This window comes from Achromobacter spanius (assembly GCF_029637605.1).
GTDB lineage: Bacteria > Pseudomonadota > Gammaproteobacteria > Burkholderiales > Burkholderiaceae_B > Achromobacter > Achromobacter spanius_E.
Genome location: NZ_CP121261.1, coordinates 584,097 through 605,222, shown reverse-complemented (window position 1 = coordinate 605,222; position 21,126 = coordinate 584,097). Strand labels below are relative to the sequence as shown.

16 protein-coding genes are annotated in these 21,126 nt (G+C 63.9%); 13 read left to right on the top strand and 3 right to left on the bottom strand.

The window, feature by feature from the left end:
- Positions 1-162: 162 nt before the first annotated feature.
- The 10 genes from P8T11_RS02700 (at position 163) to P8T11_RS02655 (ending at position 11,017) form a co-directional block, all read left to right on the top strand.
- Positions 163-3,591, top strand: a complete 3,429-nt coding sequence (locus P8T11_RS02700) for a methyltransferase domain-containing protein (protein ID WP_278072164.1) — start codon at positions 163-165, stop codon at positions 3,589-3,591.
- Entirely contained in the window at positions 3,588-4,358 is a 771-nt protein-coding gene (gene rfbF, locus P8T11_RS02695; RefSeq protein ID WP_277549415.1) for a glucose-1-phosphate cytidylyltransferase, read from the top strand. The genes P8T11_RS02700 and rfbF overlap by 4 nt, the downstream gene beginning before the upstream one ends.
- Positions 4,343-5,413 carry a CDP-glucose 4,6-dehydratase gene (rfbG, locus tag P8T11_RS02690; RefSeq protein WP_268078439.1) on the top strand — a complete coding sequence of 357 codons (1,071 nt, stop codon included), beginning with the start codon at positions 4,343-4,345 and terminating at the stop codon, positions 5,411-5,413. Before rfbF ends, rfbG begins: the two co-directional genes overlap by 16 nt.
- The gene (locus tag P8T11_RS02685) at positions 5,410-5,967 is read left to right on the top strand and encodes a dTDP-4-dehydrorhamnose 3,5-epimerase family protein (RefSeq protein WP_268078440.1); all 558 of its coding nucleotides are present in this window, start codon (positions 5,410-5,412) and stop codon (positions 5,965-5,967) included. Before rfbG ends, P8T11_RS02685 begins: the two co-directional genes overlap by 4 nt.
- Positions 5,964-7,205: a class I SAM-dependent methyltransferase gene (locus P8T11_RS02680; protein ID WP_268078442.1), complete on the top strand. Its 1,242-nt coding sequence runs from the start codon at positions 5,964-5,966 to the stop codon at positions 7,203-7,205. Before P8T11_RS02685 ends, P8T11_RS02680 begins: the two co-directional genes overlap by 4 nt.
- The gene (locus P8T11_RS02675; protein WP_268078444.1) at positions 7,205-8,032 is read left to right on the top strand and encodes an NAD-dependent epimerase/dehydratase family protein; all 828 of its coding nucleotides are present in this window, start codon (positions 7,205-7,207) and stop codon (positions 8,030-8,032) included. Before P8T11_RS02680 ends, P8T11_RS02675 begins: the two co-directional genes overlap by 1 nt.
- Positions 8,033-8,788, top strand: a complete 756-nt coding sequence (locus tag P8T11_RS02670; RefSeq protein ID WP_277549419.1) for a cephalosporin hydroxylase family protein — start codon at positions 8,033-8,035, stop codon at positions 8,786-8,788.
- 16 nt (positions 8,789-8,804) lie between these two features.
- The gene (locus P8T11_RS02665; RefSeq protein WP_268078445.1) at positions 8,805-9,305 is read left to right on the top strand and encodes an acyltransferase; all 501 of its coding nucleotides are present in this window, start codon (positions 8,805-8,807) and stop codon (positions 9,303-9,305) included.
- A 284-nt stretch (positions 9,306-9,589) separates the two neighbouring features.
- A complete protein-coding gene (locus tag P8T11_RS02660) occupies positions 9,590-10,546 on the top strand; it encodes a hypothetical protein (RefSeq protein WP_268078446.1) in 957 nt (318 codons plus the stop codon).
- A 279-nt stretch (positions 10,547-10,825) separates the two neighbouring features.
- Positions 10,826-11,017, top strand: coding sequence for a putative motility protein (locus P8T11_RS02655; protein WP_046806427.1), 192 nt, complete (start codon positions 10,826-10,828; stop codon positions 11,015-11,017).
- 139 nt (positions 11,018-11,156) lie between these two features.
- Here the strand turns inward: P8T11_RS02655 and lpdA are convergent, their stop codons facing one another.
- Genes lpdA through aceE form a run of 3 tightly spaced genes read right to left on the bottom strand, consistent with a single transcriptional unit; the run spans position 11,157 to position 17,351 of the window.
- Entirely contained in the window at positions 11,157-12,953 is a 1,797-nt protein-coding gene (gene lpdA, locus P8T11_RS02650) for a dihydrolipoyl dehydrogenase (protein WP_268078447.1), read from the bottom strand.
- A gap of 12 nt (positions 12,954-12,965) precedes the next feature.
- Positions 12,966-14,630 (bottom strand): dihydrolipoyllysine-residue acetyltransferase, encoded by a 1,665-nt coding sequence (gene aceF, locus P8T11_RS02645; RefSeq protein ID WP_268078448.1) that lies wholly within the window; start codon positions 14,628-14,630, stop codon positions 12,966-12,968.
- A 12-nt stretch (positions 14,631-14,642) separates the two neighbouring features.
- Positions 14,643-17,351, bottom strand: coding sequence for a pyruvate dehydrogenase (acetyl-transferring), homodimeric type (aceE, locus tag P8T11_RS02640; protein WP_268078449.1), 2,709 nt, complete (start codon positions 17,349-17,351; stop codon positions 14,643-14,645).
- Between the two features lie 356 nt (positions 17,352-17,707).
- On the opposite strand from aceE, the gene P8T11_RS02635 reads away from it, so the two are divergent.
- The 3 genes from P8T11_RS02635 to folD are packed head-to-tail and all read left to right on the top strand — an operon-like array spanning position 17,708 to position 20,933.
- Positions 17,708-19,462 carry a PAS domain-containing sensor histidine kinase gene (locus P8T11_RS02635; RefSeq protein ID WP_050448986.1) on the top strand — a complete coding sequence of 585 codons (1,755 nt, stop codon included), beginning with the start codon at positions 17,708-17,710 and terminating at the stop codon, positions 19,460-19,462.
- Positions 19,459-20,085: a response regulator transcription factor gene (locus P8T11_RS02630; protein ID WP_043545730.1), complete on the top strand. Its 627-nt coding sequence runs from the start codon at positions 19,459-19,461 to the stop codon at positions 20,083-20,085. Before P8T11_RS02635 ends, P8T11_RS02630 begins: the two co-directional genes overlap by 4 nt.
- On the top strand, positions 20,082-20,933 hold the full coding sequence (gene folD / locus P8T11_RS02625; RefSeq protein WP_050448987.1) for a bifunctional methylenetetrahydrofolate dehydrogenase/methenyltetrahydrofolate cyclohydrolase FolD: 852 nt from the start codon (positions 20,082-20,084) through the stop codon (positions 20,931-20,933). The genes P8T11_RS02630 and folD overlap by 4 nt, the downstream gene beginning before the upstream one ends.
- Positions 20,934-21,126: the final 193 nt, after the last annotated feature.

Sequence of the window (21,126 nt, the reverse complement as noted above, 5' to 3'; positions counted from 1 at the left end):
CCCGCTTTCAGCGGGTTTTTTTTCGTCTGTCGCGCCAAGCGGCCTCTTTCGGGAAAGTGGCGCGGAATTCCGACGCTGATTCACGGAATGAAGGATGGGGGCAGTTCGTAGAATCATCGAGACTCCACCCACAGGCCCAGCGCCTTCCCGTTACAAGCACTCATGTCGAATCCGGCCTATTTTCACCGCCAGGCGATCGCCGAACCGGGACTTCTTGCCCCCAGCCACTCTCCTATTCACTTGCGGGCAACCGCCTATCTATATGGAGTGACAGCGCCAGCGCTGGAACATTCGCGGGTGCTCAGCCTGGGCTGCGGCACTGGCGAAGGCCTGTTCCCCTTTGCCCTGGCCTACCCCGAGGCCCAGATCATCGGCATTGATGCCTTGGAAGCCGCTATCGGGCAAGGCCAGCAGATGGCGGCCTCGTTGGGTGTGGCCAATGTCACGCTGCTGGCGCAGGGTTACGACAACCTGGGGCCGGAACAGGGGCCGTTCGATTACATCATTGCGACGGGCCTCTATAGTTACTTGCCAGCCGAACACGCCCAAGCCTTGCTTGAGCGCTGCGGCCAGCTGCTCACGACGAATGGCGTCCTGTATGTGGATTACCACGTATACCCAGGCGCCAAGGCGCAGGAAATCGTTCGAGACGCCATTCTGTTGCACGGGCATGCCGCGCACTCGCAAGAGCAACTTCGAAGCAGCGCGACCGCCGCGCTGACGCTGTTCACGGAAGGCGTCTCCGGCGCCAATCCGATGGCGAATCAGTTGGCCGTCGTTGCCGCCCAGGTCCAGCGCGCGTTGGACGGGCAGACCCAAGCCACCGTTGACCCGTTCGCCTGCAACCCGTGCTACTTCATCGAGTTTGCCGGACGAGCCGCACAAGCGGGCCTGGGCTATGTGGGTGATGCCCAGGCGCTGGCGGAAATTCCGCTGCACATGGGGCAGAACGTTTCGTTGACGAATAGCCTGCTTACGATGGGGCAGCCTGCGACCGTCAAACAGCAATACCTGGACTTCGCGACGGGACGCGGCTTCCGCCAAAGCCTGTTCACCACGCAGACAAACGCTGAACAAACCAAGCCGCGTCCCGATCTGGCCCGCATGAAAGACCTGCGCTGGGCCAGTGGCGCGCAACGTCTTGCCGCCAACGGCCAGGAGCAGGGAGCCACGTATGTGAACCACCTGGCCCGTGGCCTGGTGACCACGGAACCGCATATGGTCAGGCTGTTGGACACACTGTGGCACGCCTGGCCCGGTTCCTTGCCCTACACGACGCTGGTCGCCGTGTTCATGCATGCGGAAGGACTGGACGATTCGGCAGCCCGCAAGCTGCTGGACAAATCGTTGCTGACGCTGATGGAGCACGACCTCGTCCACTACTGCCTGGATGCCGGGCCTTACGATCGGGACGACGACGCGCCCTCCCGTCCGCTGCCTTGCGTTGCAGTCTCAGAACTCGAGCCGGGTTCGGTCCCGACGCCAACCTGCTTCAACCTGTGGCACGAGCCTGTGAAGCTGGTGTTGTCGGAAAACCAGCGCGAGATGGCCCGCCGCCTTGGCGAGGGCATGCCGCTGCTACAGGTGAATACCGCCCCCGCTTCGACCGAAGAGGGAATCACCCAGGATACGTCGAGCCTGCTTGAATTCCTGGGCTTGCTCAAACGCTATGGGCTGTGTCAGGGTTCGGCGGCGTCATGGGCGTCCATGCTTGGTGAAGCCCTGTCCGCAAGCGGCGGCCAGGCGCAGTTCTTCGGACTGTATAGCGGCGCCTTGGCACGCCAATGCCTGAACCAACGGATACTGTCCGCCAACGCGATGCGAGGCGGGCTACCCTCCTCCGCCGAATCCATGGCGATGCGTATCCAGGACCTGCTGAACGAGCGCCAATTCGACAAGGCCGAGGCCTTGGCCCGGCAACTGGCCAAGACGGTGCCGGGCGCGTCCGCCGCGTGGGAACCGCTGGCTGTCACCCTGTGCAATACCGGCCGCTTCCAGGAGGCCCTCGCAGCCGCGTTGCAGATGCTGGACCTGGCGCCCGCCAGGGCTCAGTGCTACATCATCCTGGCGTCTTGCCTTACCGCGTTGACGCGCACGTCTGAAGCGATCGGCACCGCGCGCCGCGCGGTAGAGCTTGCCCCCAAGGATGCGAATGCCCACGGCGTGCTGGGCGACGCGCTATGCGCGGAGCTGCGCTACAAAGAGGCGCAGGCAAGCTGCCTGACCGCCTTGGCTTTGGATCCCCTGCAAGAAAAGGCCAGGACCAATCTCAGCAAGATCCTCATGGACCGGGGCGACGCCGAAGGCGCGGTCGCCGCCGCAAGGGCCGCGGTATCCATTGCCCCCAAGGCGCTTATTCCCCACAACAACCTGCTGTTTGCCCTGAACTACTCGCCGAGCGCCAGCGCCGAAGAAGTGTTCGAGGCATACCGCCAATACAATCGCACGCACTGCGAAGCACTGCGCGCGACGTGGCAGGCGCACACGAACAAGCGTGATACGAGCCGCCGCATTCGCGTAGCCTACGTATCGCCGGATTTTCGCCAGCATTCGGGCAATTACTTTATCGAGCCCCTGCTGGCCAACCATGATCGCGAGGCCTTCGAACTCTGCGCCTATGCCGAATTCGTGGCGAAAGACGCGGTCACCGCACGCTTTGAACGCTACTTCGATCAGTGGACGCCGACCGCCGGCATGAGCGACAGCGCACTGGCGGAGCGCATTCGCGCCGACGGCATCGACATACTTATCGATGTCGCCGGCCACACGGGCGGCAACCGCCTGGGCGTCTTCGCCCGCAAGCCGGCTCCGGTTTCGCTGACCTGGCTTGGCTTCGGCTATACCACCGGCCTGAATGCCATCGACTACATCATGAGCGATGAAGTCATGGCGCCCACCGGCTCCGAAGCCTTGTTCTCGGAAAAGCCCTGGCGCCTGGCCGACACCAATTTCATCTATCGCGCAGGCACAACGATGGGCGACTGCGGCGAGCTTCCCGCGCTGAAGAACGGCTACATCACGCTGGGCAGCCTGACGCGTGCGATCCGCATGAACGACAAGGTGGTGCGGGTGTGGTCGGATATTCTGCGCCGTCTGCCGAATGCCCGCTTGGTGGTCAACAGCAACAGCTATCGCGACGGCCCCATGCGTGAAGAGCTGGCTGGCCGCTTCATGGCCCAAGGCATCGAGCGCGAACGGCTGCTGATCGGCTGGGAATCGCCCCCATGGAATGTCCTGCGCAACATGGACATCGGCCTGGACTGCTTCCCGCACAACTCGGGCGTCACGCTGGTGGAAACGCTCTATATGGGTGTGCCCTACGTCACGCTGGCCAGCCGCCCCAGCGTTGGCCGCATCGGCAGTTCCGTCCTGAACGGCATCGGCCGCCCGGAATGGATCGCCCAGACCGAAGAGGAATACATCCAGAAGGTCGTGGCCCTGGCCAGTGACTTGCCGACGCTGGCCCGCACCCGTGCCGGCCTGCGCGCTGAAATGCACGCCAGCCCCTTGATGGACGAACCCGCGTTCGCCCGCAAGTTCGAAACCGCCCTGCGCGGCATGTTCAATACCTGGTGCGAATCCCAAGCATGAAAGCCATCATTCTTGCCGGGGGCCTGGGCACCCGGATCTCTGAAGAAACCCACACGCGCCCCAAGCCGATGATCGAGATCGGCGGGCGGCCCATCCTGTGGCACATCATGAAGACCTATTCCGCCCACGGCGTGAACGACTTCGTGATCTGCTGCGGCTACAAGGGCTACATGATCAAGGAGTACTTCGCCAACTACTTCCTGCACATGTCGGATGTGACCTTCGACATGGCCGACAACCGCATGGAAGTTCACCAGCGAAAGGCGGAGCCTTGGCGCGTGACGCTCGTGGACACGGGTGAAACGACCATGACCGGCGGCCGCCTGAAGCGCGTGGCGGACTACGTGAAGGAAGACGAGGCATTCTGCTTCACCTATGGCGACGGCGTGGCCGACATCGACATCAGCGCACTGATCGCCTTTCATCGCAAACATGGCAAGGCCGCCACGGTCACCGCCGTGCAGCCGCCCGGACGCTACGGCGCATTGCGCCGCGACGGTGACCGCGTGACCGGCTTTACCGAAAAGCCGCGCGGCGATGGCGGCCTGATCAACGGCGGCTTTTTCGTGCTGTCGCCCAGCGTGCTGTCCCTGATCGATGACGACGACACGACCTGGGAAGCCGGCCCGCTGGAATCGCTTAGCCGCGACGGCGAGCTGCATGCTTTTGAACACCTGGGCTTCTGGCAGCCGATGGACACCCTGCGTGAAAAGAACCTGCTGGAATCGCTGTGGAGCACGGGCAAGGCGCCATGGAAAGTCTGGTGATCCCCAGCGCCGCGTTCTGGCGCGGCAAGCGTGTCGTGCTGACCGGGCATACCGGCTTCAAGGGAAGCTGGTTGGCCCTGTGGCTGCATCGCCTTGGCGCGCAGGTTACCGGTATCGCCCTGCCCCCCGCCAGCGAGCCCAGCCTGTATCAAGCCGCCCGCGTTGGCGACCTGATCAAAAGCTGCTATTGCGATATCCGCGACGCCGCCGCGCTGCGTGAACACGTCGTGGCCGCCCAGCCCGAGATCGTGCTGCACCTGGCCGCGCAGGCCTTGGTGCGGCCCAGCTACGCGCAGCCGGTGGACACATTCGCCACCAACATCATGGGTACGGCGCATCTGCTCGATGCGCTGCGCGCCACGCCGTCCGCGCGCGTGGCGGTCATGGTCACGACCGACAAGGTCTACCGCAACAACGAATGGCCGTACCCGTACCGCGAAAGCGACACGCTGGGCGGGCACGATCCCTACAGCGCCAGCAAGGCGGCCAGCGAACTGGTCATCGCGTCGTACCGAGATGCCTTCCTTCGGGCACAAGGCGTATCGGTCGCGACCGCGCGCGCGGGCAATGTCATCGGCGGCGGGGACTGGTCCGTGGACCGCTTGCTGCCGGACGCGGTGCGCGCCTGGCAACGCGACGGCGAGCTGCATGTGCGGCGGCCGGATTCCGTGCGGCCGTGGCAGCATGTGCTGGAACCCCTGGCGGGTTACCTGACGCTGGCCCAAGCCTTGTGGGCCGACTCGGCCCTGGCGGATGCCTACAATTTTGGCCCCGACTCTGCCGAGGCGGCGGCGGTTCGTACCGTGGTGGACCTGGCGCAAGACGCCTATGGCCGCGGACGCACATGCTATGCCGAGCACATCGACGGCCCGCATGAAGCGGGCCTGCTGACGCTGGACACGGCCAAGGCGCGCGCCACGCTTCAGGTCACGCCGCGCTGGCCGCTGGCACAGGCGGTAACGCGCAGCATGGACTGGTATCGCCGCTTTGACGCGGGCGAAGACGCCCGCGCGCTGTGCAACGCCGATATCGATCTGTACGAGGCGCGGCTATGAGCCTGGACATCCTGGACACGCCGCTTGCCGGCTTGAAGATCGTGCAACGCCATCCCCGTGGCGACGCGCGCGGCTTTCTGGCCCGACTGTTTGATGGTGCCGACCTGCGCGCCTGCGGCTGGACCGGGGGCATGGAGCAGGTCAACCACACCTACACCGCCCAGGCCGGCACCGTTCGCGGCATGCATTACCAACTGCCGCCCCATGCCGAGATCAAGCTTGTCAGTTGCATCCGTGGCGCCGTCTGGGATGTTGCCGTGGATGTGCGCCAGGGGTCTCCCACCTTTCTTCAATGGCATGCCGAACGCCTGTCCGCCGACAACGGCCGCGCGCTGTTGATCCCGGAAGGCTTCGCTCACGGTTTTCAAACCCTGACCGATGACGTCGACATGCTCTATTGCCATTCCGCGCCGTATGCGCCCCAGTCCGAGGCCGGCCTGCACTTCCAGGACGCCCGGCTGGGTATCGCTTGGCCCCTTCCCCTTACCCAAGTGTCCGAGCGTGATCAGCAACACCCCCGCCTGGACCCTGCATTTCCGGGAGTCGCACTGTGAAGTGCCGTCATTGCCAGGCTGAATTGCGCCTGCCCTTTCTGGACCTGGGCCACGCGCCCCCGTCCAACGCCTACCTGAGCGCCACCGCCCTGCGCGGTCCCGAGACCTGGTTTCCGCTGCGCATCCTGGTGTGCGAAACGTGCTGGCTGGTCCAGACCGAAGACCATGCCGGCCGCGAAGCCCTCTTCACCGACGACTACGCTTACTTCAGCTCGTTTTCGTCTTCCTGGCTGGCGCACTCGCGCCGCTATGTGGACGAGATGATCGGCCGGTTCGGTCTGAACGCCGGCAGCATGGTCACCGAAATCGCCGCCAACGATGGCTACCTGCTGCAGTACGTGCAGGCGGCCGGCATCCCCTGCTATGGGGTCGAACCCACCGCCAGCACCGCGCAAGCCGCGCGCGAGCGCGGCATCGACATCGTGCAACGGTTCTTTGGCGTGGAACTTGGCGACGAGTTGGCCGAACAGGGCCGCGCGGCGGACTTGATCGCCGCCAACAATGTGCTGGCGCACGTGCCGGACATCAACGATTTCGTCTCGGGCTTTGCGGCGCTGCTCAAGCCCCAGGGTGTTGCCACGTTTGAATTCCCGCACTTGCTGCGCATGGTGCAGGAAAGCCAGTTCGACACCGCTTACCACGAGCATTACTCGTACCTGTCGCTGACCGCCGTGTCGCGGATCTTTGCCGCCAACGGGCTGGCGGTGTTCGACGTAGAACCTCTTTCCACCCACGGCGGTAGCCTGCGCGTCTTTGCGCAACGCCTGGACACCGGCAAGCATGAGGTCACCGCCGAGGTGGCGCGCACCCTGGCCGAAGAGCAGCAGGCCGGCATGACCGGCCCCGCGTTCTATTCGCGCTTTCAGGAACAGGCGGAGCGCGTCAAGAACGACCTGCTGGCCTTCCTGGTGGAATTGCGCCGCAGCGGCAAGCGCATCGCCGCGTATGGCGCGGCCGCCAAAGGCAATACGCTGCTGAATTTTGCCGGCGTGCGCCCCGACCTGCTGGCCTACGTGGTGGACCTGAACCCCGCCAAACAAGACAAGTACCTGCCCGGCAGCCACATTCCCATCGTCGCGGAAGCCAAGCTTCGGGAAGACATGCCCGAGTACATCCTGATCCTGCCCTGGAACTTGAAGACCGAGGTGTCCGCGCAGCTGGACTACGCGCGCCGTGAATGGCATGCGAAGCTGGTCACGGCCATTCCGTCCTTGTCCATCGAGAGCGCGGCGCAGTAATGAACAAGCAGCCGGTCACGGTATTGGGCGCCACGGGCTTCATCGGCCGGCACCTGGTCGCGCGCCTGCGCACCGACGGCACGCCTTGCCAGGCGCCGCCACGCCATGACCCTGGCTTGATGACGCGCCCCTTGGGCCACGTCATCTACGCCATCGGCCTGACGTCGGATTTCCGCAGCCGGCCATTGGACACGGTGGAGGCGCACGTCTGCCTGCTGCGCAGCCTGCTTGCGGCCGGCAATTTCGACAGCCTGACCTACCTGTCCAGCACGCGGGTCTACGCAGGCTCTGCCGATACGCGCGAAAGCGCAACGCTTGCCGTCAACCCGAATGACCCGAGCGACCTCTACAACCTGTCCAAGCTGATGGGTGAATCGCTGTGCCTGCATTGTGGGCGCCGCGGCGCCAAGGTGGCGCGCCTGTCCAATATCGTGGGCCTGCGCGATACGCCCGACAGCTTTATCGACCAATTGCTGGAAGAAGGCGCGCGCGGCAACGGCATTACGCTGCGCACCTCGCTTTCTTCGCGCAAAGACTATCTCTACATCGACGACGCGGTGTCGCAAATACTGGCTATTGCGCAATCCGAAGACGCCAGCGGCATCTTCAACGTGGCGCATGGCGCAAGCGTCGACAACCGCGAGGTTGCCCACTGGTTGCAACAGGCACTGGGCTACCGCTGCAACGTGGCGCCCGGTTCGCCTGAATGGGCCTTTGCCGCTGTGGACGTAAGCCGCATCCAGGCGCTTTGCGGCGTTGCGCCGCGCGCCTTCTCCGACTATTTCCCGAATTTTCTGGCGCAGTACCGCCTGCACAAAGGAATCTGAATGTCCTACCTTGAAACCACGCCCGACGCGCACCCCGAATACCGCCAGGAAAAGCAGGCCCGCATTGCCGGCTTCGCCACCGACCAGGAATTTCGCGAGCTGTCCATTGCGTGGCGCCAAATGGCGCTGGAACGCAAGTACATGAACAACTTCTCGTGGGCCGGGCGTCCGCTGATCCAACTGCCCATGGACGCCATGGCCATGCAAGAGCTGATCTGGGCCGTGAAGCCGGACCTGATCATCGAAACGGGTATTGCGCACGGCGGCTCGTTGATGCTGTCGGCGTCCATGCTGCAATTGCTGGGCGCGGGCGACGTGGTGGGCGTGGACATCGAGATCCGCGAGCACAACCGCAAGGCCATCGAAGCCCATCCGCTGGCGCAGCGTATCCACCTGATTGAAGGGTCCAGCATTGATCCCGCGACCATCGCGCAAGTGCGCGCGCATGCCGAGGGCAAGAAGAACATCATGGTCTGCCTGGATTCGAACCACACGCACGACCACGTGCTGGCGGAACTGAATGCCTACGCCGATCTGGTCAGCGTCGGCAGCTACTGCGTGGTCTTCGACACCTTCGTGGAAGACATGCCCGCCGACTACGAATGGCCGGGCCGCCACTGGGGCAAGGGCAACAACCCCAAGACCGCAGTGTGGGAATGGATCAAGCAGCACCCCGAGTTCGAGATCGACCGCTCGGTGGAAGACCGCCTGCTGGTCACATCCGCGCCGGATGGCTTTCTGCGCCGCAAGGCCTGACGAGCCAGGCGACATTGTGATTCTGATCGATCCCACCGCACGCGTGTCGCCGCTTGCCGACATCGAGGATTCCACGCGCGGCACACGTATCGTGGTCGGCCCCAGGGCCGTGGTCGATTCCTTTGTCAAGATCAAGCCCGCAGGCGGATCGGGCGATGTGGAGATCGGGCCGGAATGCGTCATCAATTCCGGCTGCGTGCTCTACACCGGTAACGGTATCCGCATGGGCGCGCGCGTGGCGGTTGCGGCGAACTGCACGTTTGCCCCAGCTAACCACGAGTTCCGCCGCCGTGACTTGCCGATCCGTGAGCAGGGCTTCCGTCCCAGCAAGGGCGGCATCGTAATTGAAGACGACGTCTGGATCGGCGCCAACTGCGTTTTGCTGGATGGGGCGATCCTGCGCCAGGGCTGCGTGATTGCGGCGGGCACGATTGTGCGCGGCGAAGTCGCGGCATTTTCGATACAGGGCGGAAACCCCATGGCGGTGCTGGGCTGGCGCGAAGATAGCGGCGCCTGAATGGGCGTGGCGGCATCGTGCGGCCCAGTCGTTCCATTCGGGCCATTCGTCACATTGGCCCCGGGGGGTCCCAGTTGGCCCCATTCAGCCCTCTCGGTCCGGTAGGTTATTCAGCCCTTTAGGTCAAGCCATGCGCCAACGGGCTAAGTCGCCCGCATCAACCGGGCCCCCACGCCCAATCCTCACCAAACCGCACTTTTTCCACGCTATTCCCCTTTTGAGGTCCTTGCTGCTTCCTTCATAATTGCCGTCGCACCGCTTTTGTATCTATATTTTTCCGCCCCATGACCGCCACGCCACCCGATCCTTTCGCTACGCAGCACGACAGCACGACGGATCCAGATGCCACGGCACCGGTCGATGATGCGCAGACCCGGCGTCTGCGTGAAGAGAACCGCGCATTGCGCGAACTGCTGGCCGCCCAGGTGCAGGCCATTGCGCCCCCGCCGCCGCCCCCGCCTCCACCGCCCCAGCCAAGCTGTCTACGCCGCATCGGCTGGGCGCTTATTTCGGCGCCGGGCGCCGCGCTGGTGGGCTGGCGTGCCTTGTTGGGTCGTGACGACGACGCGCCGATTACCGGGCGCAAGGTTGGCTCGGCGACGTTGACCGTGCTGTACACCTTGGCCATCTATGCGGCGCTGGTGCTGCTTGTGGTGTCTTGGAACGCGCCGAACAATGGCATCACCGGCCCTGGCGCGACGCCGGCCGGCTCGGGCCGCGTGCCGCTGACACGGTTGCCGCTGCAGCCCACTGACGGCGCTCCCGGCGATTGGGAGACGGCGGGGTCAACGCCTGTGCCGGCCCCAGACGCGCAACCCGCGCCGTCCCTGGATGCGATGCCCGGCGAGGCGCCGCATGGGCCGCATGAGGAATCGCCGTCGAGCGACGCGACAAACGGAGCGACAGACGGAACGACAAACGGAGCAACAAACGGAGCAACAAACGGCGCACCGGACGGCGCATCAAGCGACGCGTCGATTGCCACTTCCACTGCGACATCCGACACAACGCCAAGCGATATGTCACCCGCGACGTCGACCGCGCCGCATTCCACGCTGCGCATCACCGTGATTCCCCCGGAAAACCCCTTGGCCTGGGTCGACACCTTGAAAAGCGAATTGGCCAGTTGCGCGGAACTGGGCTTCTTTGAACGTCCGGACTGCGCCTGGGAAGCACGCAGGCAGTTTTGCGAGCCGAACCACGGCTGGGGCGTCGTCAAGGAATGCCCTGCCCGGCCCTGACTTTGATCAGCCTGATTTTGCTGTCCCTAGCTCGATCAGGCGCCCACTAAGACACCGGCTCACCCAGCAAATCAGGCAACTGTTGACGCAGCAACTCGGGCAGCAACCGAGACAGTAGTTCACGCCCCACGCTGTCACACCCCGGCCACGCAAAACACCGACAATTCTTTGCACCAAAACCGCAAACCTGCGTAATAATGCGACATGTTTCTTTTGGCCAGGCCGCATCGGCTTAGCCGTATTGCCTGCCACACGCTTTCCTCTACAAGGACACACACCATGGATTCCATCAACAACACCGTCAACACCGCGCTGGCTTTGAAGGACGCGAATGTGGTCCAGGAAGTGCAGGCCACCGTGCTCAAGAAGGCGTTGAACGCGCAAGCCGATACGGTCGCAACGTTGATGCAATCCGTGGCACCGATGGCGATTGACAGCACGCTGGGTTCGCGCATCAATACCCAGGCCTGACGCGCACGCGTTCCGTCCCACGGCGCCGCCCACCTACGCGGCCCGCCGATAAAAAAAGCGCCGGACCCTGAACAGGGCCGGCGCTTTTTGTTTGCCGTTGCGTGGCTTGCGTGAGGCGGCCAAGCCGCCCCACCGGCAATTACTTCTTCTTCATCGGCGGCAAATCGGTGCAGACGCCTTCGGCGACTTCGGCTGCCATGCCCACCGATTCACCCAGGGTCGGGTGCGGGTGGATGGTCTTGGCGATGTCGACGACGTCGGCGCCCATTTCCACGGCCAGGGCCAGTTCGCTGATCAGGTCGCCAGCGTGGGTGCCCACGATGCTGCCGCCCAGGATGCGATGCGTTTCCGCGTCGAAAATCAGCTTGGTGAAGCCTTCGTCGCGACCGTTGGCGATGGCGCGGCCGGAAGCCGCCCACGGGAACACGCCCTTCTCGATCTTGATGCCTTGCTTCTTGGCTTCGTCTTCGGTCAGGCCTACCCATGCCACTTCCGGATCGGTGTAGGCCACCGACGGAATGACGCGCGCGTCAAAGAACGACTTCTGGCCGGCCGCGGCTTCCGCTGCGACGTGGCCTTCGTGCACGGCCTTGTGCGCCAGCATCGGCTGGCCGACGATGTCGCCAATGGCGTAGATGTGCGGCACGTTGGTGCGCATCTGGCGATCAACCTCGATGAAACCGCGGTCGGTCACAGCGATGCCGGCCTTGTCGGCGCCGATCTTCTTGCCGTTGGGGCTGCGGCCCACGGCTTGCAGAACCAGGTCGTAGCGTTGCGGTTCCTTGGGCGCGCCCTCGCCTTCGAAGGTGACGTAGATGCCGTCTTTCTTGGCTTCGGCGCCCACGGTCTTGGTCTTCAACATGATGTTGTCGAAGCGGTAGGCGTTTTTCTTTTGCCAGACCTTGACCAGGTCGCGGTCGGCGCCTTGCATCAGGCCGTCCAGCATTTCCACGACGTCCAGGCGGGCGCCTAGCGTGGAATACACCGTGCCCATTTCCAGGCCGATGATGCCGCCGCCCACGATCAACATCTTCTTGGGCACTTCACGCAGCAGCAATGCGCCGGTGGAGTCGACGACGCGGTCGTCCTTGGGCATGAACGGCAGCTTCACCGACTGGCTGCCGGCGGCGATGATGGCTTGCTTGAAGCGCAGCGTCTGGCTCTTGCCGTCGGCGGACGTCACGGTCAGGTGGTAGGGGTCGGCGAATTCGCCCACGCCCGTCACCACGGTGACCTTGCGGGCCTTGGCCATGCCGGCCAGGCCACCGGTCAGCTTGGCGACCACGCTGTCCTTGTAGCCGCGCAGCTTGTCCAGATCGATCTTGGGTTCGCCAAAGCTGATGCCGTGGGCAGCCAGCTCGCGGGCTTCGTCGATGACGGCGGCGTTGTGCAACAGCGCCTTGGACGGGATGCAGCCCACGTTCAGGCAGACGCCGCCCAGCGTTTGGTAGCGTTCGACCAGGACCACGGACAGGCCGAGGTCGGCAGCGCGGAAGGCGGCGGAATAGCCGCCGGGGCCCGCGCCCAGCACCAGCATGTCGTATTCGCCGTCGGCCGAACCCTTGAAGCTGGACGCGGCGGGTGCGGCAGCCTTGGCGGCCGGAGCCGCAGCGGCTTCGGCCTGCTTGGGGGCTTTAGCAGCCTTGGGGGCATCCTTGGTCGGGGCTTCCTTGGCAGCCGGCGCGGCGGCGGCATCAGATGCCTCCACTTCCAGCACGACCGCGCCTTCCGCGACCTTGTCGCCGACCTTGACCGCGATGGACTTCACCACGCCGCCTTGCGACGCGGGGATTTCCATTGAGGCCTTGTCGGATTCGACGGTGATCAGGCTTTGTTCGGCCTTGATCGTGTCGCCCACGGCGACCAGCACTTCAATGACTTCCACTTCCTTGAAGTCACCGATGTCCGGCACTTTGATTTGAACGGTATTGCTCATAGGGCTCCCCGTTTACAGCGCGATGCGGCGGAAGTCGGCCAGCAAGGCGCCCAGATAGGCGTTGAAGCGGGCAGCGGAGGCGCCGTCGATGACGCGGTGGTCATACGACAGCGACAGCGGCACCATCAGGCGCGGCACGAACTGCTTGCCGTCCCAGACGGGCTTGTGCGCGGAACGCGACACGCCCAGGATGGCCACTTCGGGCGCGTTGATGATCGGCGTGAAGGACGTGCCGCCGATACCGCCCAGGGACGAGATCGAGAAGCAGCCGCCCTGCATGTCAGCGGGCGAGATCTTGCCGTCGCGCGCCTTCTTGGACAGGTCCGTCATTTCTTGCGCGAGCTGCAGGATGCCCTTCTTGTCGGCATCGCGGATCACCGGCACCACCAGCCCGTTGGGCGTGTCGGCGGCGAAACCGATGTGGTAGTACTGCTTCAACACCAGGTTGTCGCCATCCAGCGACGCGTTGAACTCGGGGAATTTCTTCAGGGCCGCGACCACGGCCTTGATCAGGAAGGCCAGCATCGTGACCTTGATGCCCGACTTTTCGTTTTCCTTGTTCAGCGTGACACGCAGCGCTTCCAGGTCGGTGATGTCCGCTTCGTCGTTGTTGGTGACGTGCGGGATCATGACCCAATTGCGGTGCAGGTTCGCGCCGGAAATCTTCTTGATGCGCGACAGCGGCTTGGCTTCGATCGGGCCGAACTTGGTGAAGTCGATCTTCGGCCACGGCAGCAAGCCCAGCGCGGCGCCATCGGCCGAACCACCGGCAGCGGCGGTTGCGGGGCCGGCGGCCAGCGCTTGCTTGACGAAACCGCGCACGTCGTCGGCGGTGATGCGTTCCTTGGGACCCGAACCCTTGACCTTGCTGAGGTTCACGCCCAGTTCGCGCGCGAACTTGCGCACCGAAGGCGAAGCGTGCGGCAGTTGGCCGGGCTTCAGGTTGGGGTCTTCCAGCGCGGCGGCGGGTGCCGGACGCGAAGCGGGTGCGGCGGCGGGTGCGTCAGCCTTGGCTTCGGTTTTGGTTTCCGCTTTGGCTTCTGCCTTGGCTTCCGTCTTTGCGGCAGGGGCAGCGCCAGCGCCGCCTTCCACCACTACCACGACCGAACCCTTGGCGACCTTGTCGCCAACCTTGACCTTCACTTCCTTGACCACGCCGCCTTGCGAGGCCGGGATCTCCATCGAGGCCTTGTCGGACTCCACGGTGATCAGGCTTTGCTCGGCCTTGATGGTGTCGCCCACGGCGACCATCACTTCGATGACTTCCACTTCCTTGAAGTCGCCGATGTCCGGCACTTCGATTTCCACCGGGCCGCTGGCAGCGGGCGCGGCCGCTTCCGCCTTGGCGGCGGGGGCAGCGGCAGCAGCCTGCTTCGGCGCTTCCTTGGCGGCGGCCTTGGGGGCCTCTTCCTTGGCGGCCGGGGCGGCGTCCGAGGCTTCGGCTTCCACTTCCAGCACGACCGCGCCTTCGGCGACCTTGTCGCCGACCTTCACGGTGATGGACTTCACCACGCCGCCTTGCGACGCGGGGATTTCCATCGAGGCCTTGTCGGATTCCACGGTGATCAGGCTTTGTTCGGCCTTGATCGTGTCGCCCACCGCCACCAACACCTCAATGACTTCCACTTCCTTGAAGTCGCCGATGTCGGGAACCTTGATTTGCACGATGTTGCTCATGTCTCTTTACCCTCAGGCGTATTGCGGGTTGGCTTTGTTCGGATTGATGCCGTACTTCTTGATGGCTTCCGCCACCTTGGCCATCGGAACCTTGCCTTCGTCGGCCAGCGCACGCAGCGCGGCAACCACGACAAAGTGGCGATCCACTTCGAAGTGCTCACGCAGCTTGGCGCGGAAGTCCGAGCGGCCGAAACCGTCGGTGCCCAGCACCTTGTATTCGCGGCCCTTGGGCACGAACGGGCGGATCTGGTCGGCAAACAGCTTCATGTAGTCGGTCGACGCGATGATCGGGCCTTCCGTCTTGGCCAACTGTTCCGTGACGTAAGCCACTTGCGGCTTCTTTTCGTCGGGGTGCAGCATGTTGTGGCGCTCGGCGTCCAGGCCGTTGCGGCGCAGTTCGGTGAAGCTGGTGACGCTCCAGATGTCCGACGCCACGCCCCAATCGGCGTCCAGCAGGTCTTGCGCCGCCATGACTTCGCGCAGGATCGTGCCCGAGCCCATCAGTTGCACGCGGTTCTTGCCCTTGCCGTGCGACTTCAGCTTGTACATGCCCTTGATGATGCCTTCCTCGTCGCCCTGGGTCAGACCGGGCTGCGGGTAGTTTTCGTTCATCACCGTCAGGTAGTAATAGACGTTTTCCTGGTCTTCCACCATGCGCTTCAAGCCATGCTGGATGATCACGGCCAGTTCGTGGCCGAACGTCGGGTCGTAGGACACGCAGTTCGGGATGGTGGACGCCAGGATGTGGCTGTGGCCGTCTTCGTGCTGCAAGCCTTCGCCGTTCAGCGTCGTGCGGCCGGCGGTGCCGCCCAACAGGAAGCCGCGCGCCTGCATGTCGCCCGCTGCCCAGGCCAGGTCGCCAATGCGCTGGAACCCGAACATCGAGTAGTAGATGAAGAACGGAATCATGATGCGGTTGTTCGAGGAGTACGACGTGGCCGCCGCAATCCACGAGCTCATCGCGCCCGCTTCGTTGATGCCTTCCTGCAGAAGCTGGCCGTCGGCCGATTCCTTGTAGTACATGACCTGGTCTTTATCGACCGGGATGTACTTCTGGCCTTCCGGCGCATAGATACCGATCTGGCGGAACAGGCCTTCCATGCCGAAGGTACGCGATTCGTCGGCCAGAATCGGCACCACGCGCGGGCCGAGTTCCTTGTCGCGCAGCACCTGGTTCAGGATGCGAACGAAGGCTTGGGTGGTGGAGATTTCACGGCCTTCGGCGGTGGGTTCCAGCACGGCCTTGAAGGCTTCCAGCGCGGGGGCCTTCAGTTGCTCGTCGGCCTTGGCGCGGCGGCGCGGCAGATAGCCGCCCAGCGCGGCGCGGCGCTCGTGCAGGTACTTCATTTCGGGCGAATCATCGGCCGGCTTGAAGTACGGCAGGTCTTCCAGTTGATCGTCCGGAATCGGGATGCCGAAGCGGTCGCGGAATTCGCGGATGGATTCCAGTTCCAGCTTCTTTTGCTGGTGGGTCGGGTTCTTGGCCTGGCCCACGTGGCCCATGCCGTAGCCCTTGATGGTCTTGGCCAGGATGACGGTGGGTTGGCCGGTGTGGCTGGTGGCGGCGTCAAACGCGGCAAACACCTTGTGGGGATCGTGGCCGCCACGGTTCAGGCGCCAGATGTCTTCGTCGCTCATGCGCGAGACGGCTTCCAGCAGCTTGGGGTGCTTGCCGAAGAAGTGTTCACGGACGAACTTGCCGTCGTTGGCCTTGTACGCCTGGTACTCGCCGTCAACGGTGTCTTCCATGATCTGGCGCAGGATGCCTTCCTTGTCGTGCGCCAACAGCGGATCCCAGTAGCCGCCCCAGATCAGCTTGATCACGTTCCAGCCCGAACCACGGAAGTCGCCTTCCAGTTCCTGGATGATCTTGCCGTTGCCGCGCACCGGACCGTCCAGGCGCTGCAGGTTGCAGTTCACCACGAAGATCAGGTTGTCGAGCTTTTCACGAGCGGCCAGGGCGATGGCGCCCAGCGATTCGGGTTCGTCCATTTCGCCGTCGCCGCAGAACACCCAGACCTTGCGGTTGCTGGTGTCGGCAATGCCGCGGGCGTGCAGGTACTTCAGGAAGCGGGCTTGATAGATGGCCATCAGCGGGCCCAGGCCCATCGACACCGTCGGGAACTGCCAGAAGTCCGGCATCAGCTTCGGGTGCGGGTACGACGACAAACCCTTGCCGTCCACTTCCTGGCGGAAGTGGTTCAGCTGTTCTTCGGTCAGGCGGCCTTCAAGGTAGGCGCGGCCGTACATGCCGGGGGACGTGTGGCCCTGGAAGTAGACCAGGTCGCCGCCGTGGCCTTCGTCTTCCGCGTGCCAGAAGTGGTTCTGGCCGCAGCCGATCATGGTGGCCAGCGAGGCGAACGACGCGATGTGGCCGCCCAGGTCGCCGCCGTCCGGCGGGTTGTGCTTGTTGGCCTTGACGACCATGGCCATGGCGTTCCAGCGCACGTACGAACGGATGCGCGATTCCAGTTCCAGGTTGCCCGGATGCGCCGGCTCCAGGCCGGGCGGAATCGTGTTGACGTAAGCGGTATTCGGCGAGAACGGGATGTGGGCGCCGGAACGACGGGCTTCGTCGATCAGGCGTTCCAGCAGGTAGTGCGCGCGCTGCGGCCCTTCGCGATCAAGGACTGCCGCCAGGGCTTCGAGCCACTCCTGGGTTTCTAGGGTGTCTTCGTCGTTGGCAGCCTGCGGGGCGCCAGCCTGGGCGAAAGAGGACATCGTGTGTCTCCTGTTGGGGTTCGTTCGTGACCACACCCGCTTATTCGTTCAACTCGCGGACTCTGCATGGTAGCCGGGATCATCCGGGCTGCCATGACAGGCATGGGTCGGGGGGTGTTTTTCTAGAGACCTGCTTTGGGTCGGTTCCCTATCAGCCGGCATTCTAAGAAAGAAGATTAACCGGTCGCAAGGAAAATTTCATGTTGCGGTACGGCATTTCGTAATGTGAAATGTTGACCGCAAGCTGAATGGCCGATGCCGGTACTTTTTAAGCTGTACGCCAAAAGCAGGGGTTGATTCCCGGCAATTCCCGGCCAACACGCACTAAAATGCGCGGTCTATCCGGCCCGAATTCCATGTCCAGCGCGCCCAAGTCAAATATTCCTACGCCGTTCCACGATCACGCCCGCACCCGCCGCCGCGGCGTGTATTGGGTCACGCCCGCCATGGTGCTGATCCTATACCTCTGTGTGATGGGGGTGTTCTTCTGGCTGCAGCGCATTCATGACGATAGCGTCATGTTTGTGACGATCGACCAGGAAATGCGCCAGCAACGCCTGATATGGGTGGTGCTGGCTTTGTCTTGCGTCATCGTCATCAGCCTATTGATGCTGTGGCGCTATACCCGCTTTCGCTCCACCGCCGAAGCCGCGCTGATCGCCGAGACCGGTTTTCGCCGCGCCATGGAAAACTCCATGTCCACCGGCATGCGCGTGCTGGATATGGAAGGCCGCATCGCCTACGTGAACCCGGCCTTCTGCCGCATGATCGGCTGGAACGAAGCCGACCTCATCGGCCGCAGCCCGCCCTTCCCTTATTGGGTGCCCGGCCGCCACGAACAGCACCAGCACACGCTGGACGTGCTGATGTCGGGCAAGACGCCCAGCAGCGGCCTGGAAGTGGAAGCGCAACGGCGCGACGGCTCGCGCTTTACCGCGCGCATGTATGTGTCGCCGCTCTTGGACCCCAACGGCAACCAGATCGGCTGGATGACGTCGATGACCGACATCACCGAACCCAAGCGCATCCGCGAAGCCCTGACGGCCGCCCACGAACGTTTCATGACAGTGCTGGAAGGCCTGGACGACGCCATCTCGGTCACGGCCGACACGCACGATGGCCTGGAACTGCTGTTCGCCAACCGCACCTACCGCCGCGTGTTCGGCGCGCAGACGGGCGGCCATGACGAGCTGCTGGCCGGCCGCCGTGGCCGCTTCACCGACGAATCGGTGGAAGTGTTCGCGCCTTCCGTACAACGCTGGTTTGAAGTGCACCACCGCATGCTGGCCTGGACCGACGGCCGCCGCGTGCGCATGCAGGTGGCGCGCGACATTACCGAGCGCCGTGGCCATGAAGAAGCGTCGCGCGTGCAGCAGGAAAAGATCCAACTGACCAGCCGCCTGACGACCATGGGCGAAATGGCCTCGTCCCTGGCGCACGAACTGAACCAGCCGCTGACCGCCATCGCCAACTACAGCATGGGCGCCGTGGCCCTGGTCAAGGCCGGCCACACCAGCCCCAACATGCTGCTGCCCGCGCTGGAAAAGGCCGCATCACAGGCCGAACGCGCCGGCAAGATCATCAGCCGCATCCGCGAATTCGTGAAGCGCAGCGAGCCGCGCCGTCAGCGCGTGGCCATTGGCCGCATTGTCGACAACGCCATCGGCTTTGCCGAAATCGACGCGCGCAAGCGCCGCATCCGCATCGACAGCTTCGTGCCGTCCAACGCGCCTGACGTCCTGGCCGACCCCATCCTGATTGAACAAGTGCTGTTGAACCTGCTGAAGAACGGACTGGAAGCCATGGAAAACAGCGAGGTCGACGAGCTCAAGGTGGCGGTGATCCTGCACGAGCAGCACATCGAAGTGGCCGTGGTGGACCGCGGTCATGGCCTGGCCGAGCCCGAACGCCTGTTCGAACCCTTCTTCAGCACCAAGTCCCAGGGCCTGGGCATGGGGCTGAATATCTGCCGTACCATTATTGAATCGCACCACGGCCGTCTGTGGGCGGACCCGAACCCCGCCGGCGGTACCATTTTCCGCTTTACCCTGCCCTGCGCTGCATCCCAGCCGCAGGCCCAGAATGATCAGTCAGAGGAGTTGCACGCATGAACACGCCCCACCTGTCGAGCACGGTATTCATAGTTGACGACGACGAAGCGGTCCGCGATTCGTTGCGCTGGCTGTTGGAAGCCAATGGCTATCGCGTTCGCGCCTATGCCAGCGGTGAGTCCTTCCTGGAAGACTACGACGCCAGCCAGGTAGGCGTGCTGATCGCCGACGTGCGCATGCCCGGCATGAGCGGCCTGGAACTCCAGGAACAACTGATCGCCCGCAACGCCCCCCTGCCCATCGTGTTCATCACGGGCCACGGCGACGTGCCCATGGCGGTGTCCACGATGAAGAAAGGCGCTGTCGACTTTCTGGAAAAGCCCTTCAACGAATCCGACCTGCGCGAGATCGTCGCCCGCATGCTGGAGCAGGCTACGCAGCGGGTCAGCAAGCACCAGGCCCAAAAAGACCACGAAGCCATGCTGGCACGCCTGACCGCGCGCGAGCAGCAGGTGCTGGAGCGCATTGTCGCCGGCCGCTTGAACAAGCAGATTGCCGACGACCTGGGCATCAGCATCAAGACCGTCGAGGCGCATCGCGCCAACATTATGGAAAAACTGGAAGTGACTACCGTTGCTGATTTGATGAAAGTGGCCTTGGCCAAACCCGAGGCACATGCATGACCGCTAGGATTATTGACGGCGCGGCCCTGTCGCTGCGCATTCGCGAAGAAGTGGCCCAACGTGTTGCGGCCCTGGCGGCCAAGGGCACGCGCCCGGGTCTGGCCGTGGTGCTGGTGGGCGCGGACCCCGCGTCCCAGGTTTACGTGCGCAACAAGGTTGCCGCCTGCGAGAAAGCCGGCCTGCATTCCGTCAAGGAACAGTACCCGGCCGAGATGACCGAGGCCGAACTGCTGGCCCGCATCGCCGTGTTGAACCAGGACCCGACCATACACGGCATCCTGGTGCAGTTGCCGCTGCCCAAGCACATGGATTCCCACAAGGTCATCGAAGCCATCGCGGCCGAGAAAGACGTGGACGGGTTTCACATCAGCAACGCCGGCCTGCTCATGACCGGCCAGCCGCTGTTCCGCCCCTGCACGCCCTACGGCGTGATGAAGATGCTGGAATCGGAAGGCGTGACGCTGCGCGGCGCGGAAGCCGTGATCGTCGGCGCCAGCAACATCGTCGGCAAGCCGATGGCCATGTTGCTGTTGCAAGCGGGCGCCACCATCACGATCTGCAATTCCAAGACGCGCGACCTGGCGGCCCAGACCCGCCGCGCGGATGTGCTGGTTGTGGCCACCGGCAAGCCCGGCATGATCGACGGTTCGATGATCAAGCCCGGCGCCGTGGTGATCGACGTAGGCATCAACCGCGGCGAAGACGGCAAGCTGTGCGGCGACGTCGATTTTGCCTCCGCCAAGGAAGTGGCCGGCGCCATCACCCCCGTCCCCGGCGGCGTAGGCCCCATGACCATCGCCATGCTGCTGGTCAACACGGTAGAAGCCGCCGAACGCGCGGCGGGTTGATATTGCCTGTAAGACGGGCTGATATGGCCTGTAGGATGGGTGCAGCGCGATTGACGGTGGAAAAGAACACCACCGCCAATCGCGTGAAACCCATCAAGCAACGCCGGGGCCGTGGCGGGACCGGGTAAAAAAACCTGCATACCATGTGGCTGCGTTTGCCGTGGTGCCGACGCTGCATGATGGGTTTCGCGCG

What these genes read in the sequence shown, in the direction of transcription:
- P8T11_RS02700 (WP_278072164.1), top strand. Translation starts at nt 163, where the DNA reads ATGTCGAATCCGGCCTATTTTCACCGCCAGGCGATCGCCGAACCGGGA.
- rfbF (WP_277549415.1), top strand. Translation starts at nt 3,588, where the DNA reads ATGAAAGCCATCATTCTTGCCGGGGGCCTGGGCACCCGGATCTCTGAA.
- rfbG (WP_268078439.1), top strand. Translation starts at nt 4,343, where the DNA reads ATGGAAAGTCTGGTGATCCCCAGCGCCGCGTTCTGGCGCGGCAAGCGT.
- P8T11_RS02685 (WP_268078440.1), top strand. Translation starts at nt 5,410, where the DNA reads ATGAGCCTGGACATCCTGGACACGCCGCTTGCCGGCTTGAAGATCGTG.
- P8T11_RS02675 (WP_268078444.1), top strand. Translation starts at nt 7,205, where the DNA reads ATGAACAAGCAGCCGGTCACGGTATTGGGCGCCACGGGCTTCATCGGC.
- P8T11_RS02670 (WP_277549419.1), top strand. Translation starts at nt 8,033, where the DNA reads ATGTCCTACCTTGAAACCACGCCCGACGCGCACCCCGAATACCGCCAG.
- P8T11_RS02660 (WP_268078446.1), top strand. Translation starts at nt 9,590, where the DNA reads ATGACCGCCACGCCACCCGATCCTTTCGCTACGCAGCACGACAGCACG.
- P8T11_RS02655 (WP_046806427.1), top strand. Translation starts at nt 10,826, where the DNA reads ATGGATTCCATCAACAACACCGTCAACACCGCGCTGGCTTTGAAGGAC.
- lpdA (WP_268078447.1), bottom strand. Translation starts at nt 12,953, where the DNA reads ATGAGCAATACCGTTCAAATCAAAGTGCCGGACATCGGTGACTTCAAG.
- aceF (WP_268078448.1), bottom strand. Translation starts at nt 14,630, where the DNA reads ATGAGCAACATCGTGCAAATCAAGGTTCCCGACATCGGCGACTTCAAG.
- aceE (WP_268078449.1), bottom strand. Translation starts at nt 17,351, where the DNA reads ATGTCCTCTTTCGCCCAGGCTGGCGCCCCGCAGGCTGCCAACGACGAA.
- P8T11_RS02635 (WP_050448986.1), top strand. Translation starts at nt 17,708, where the DNA reads ATGTCCAGCGCGCCCAAGTCAAATATTCCTACGCCGTTCCACGATCAC.
- P8T11_RS02630 (WP_043545730.1), top strand. Translation starts at nt 19,459, where the DNA reads ATGAACACGCCCCACCTGTCGAGCACGGTATTCATAGTTGACGACGAC.
- folD (WP_050448987.1), top strand. Translation starts at nt 20,082, where the DNA reads ATGACCGCTAGGATTATTGACGGCGCGGCCCTGTCGCTGCGCATTCGC.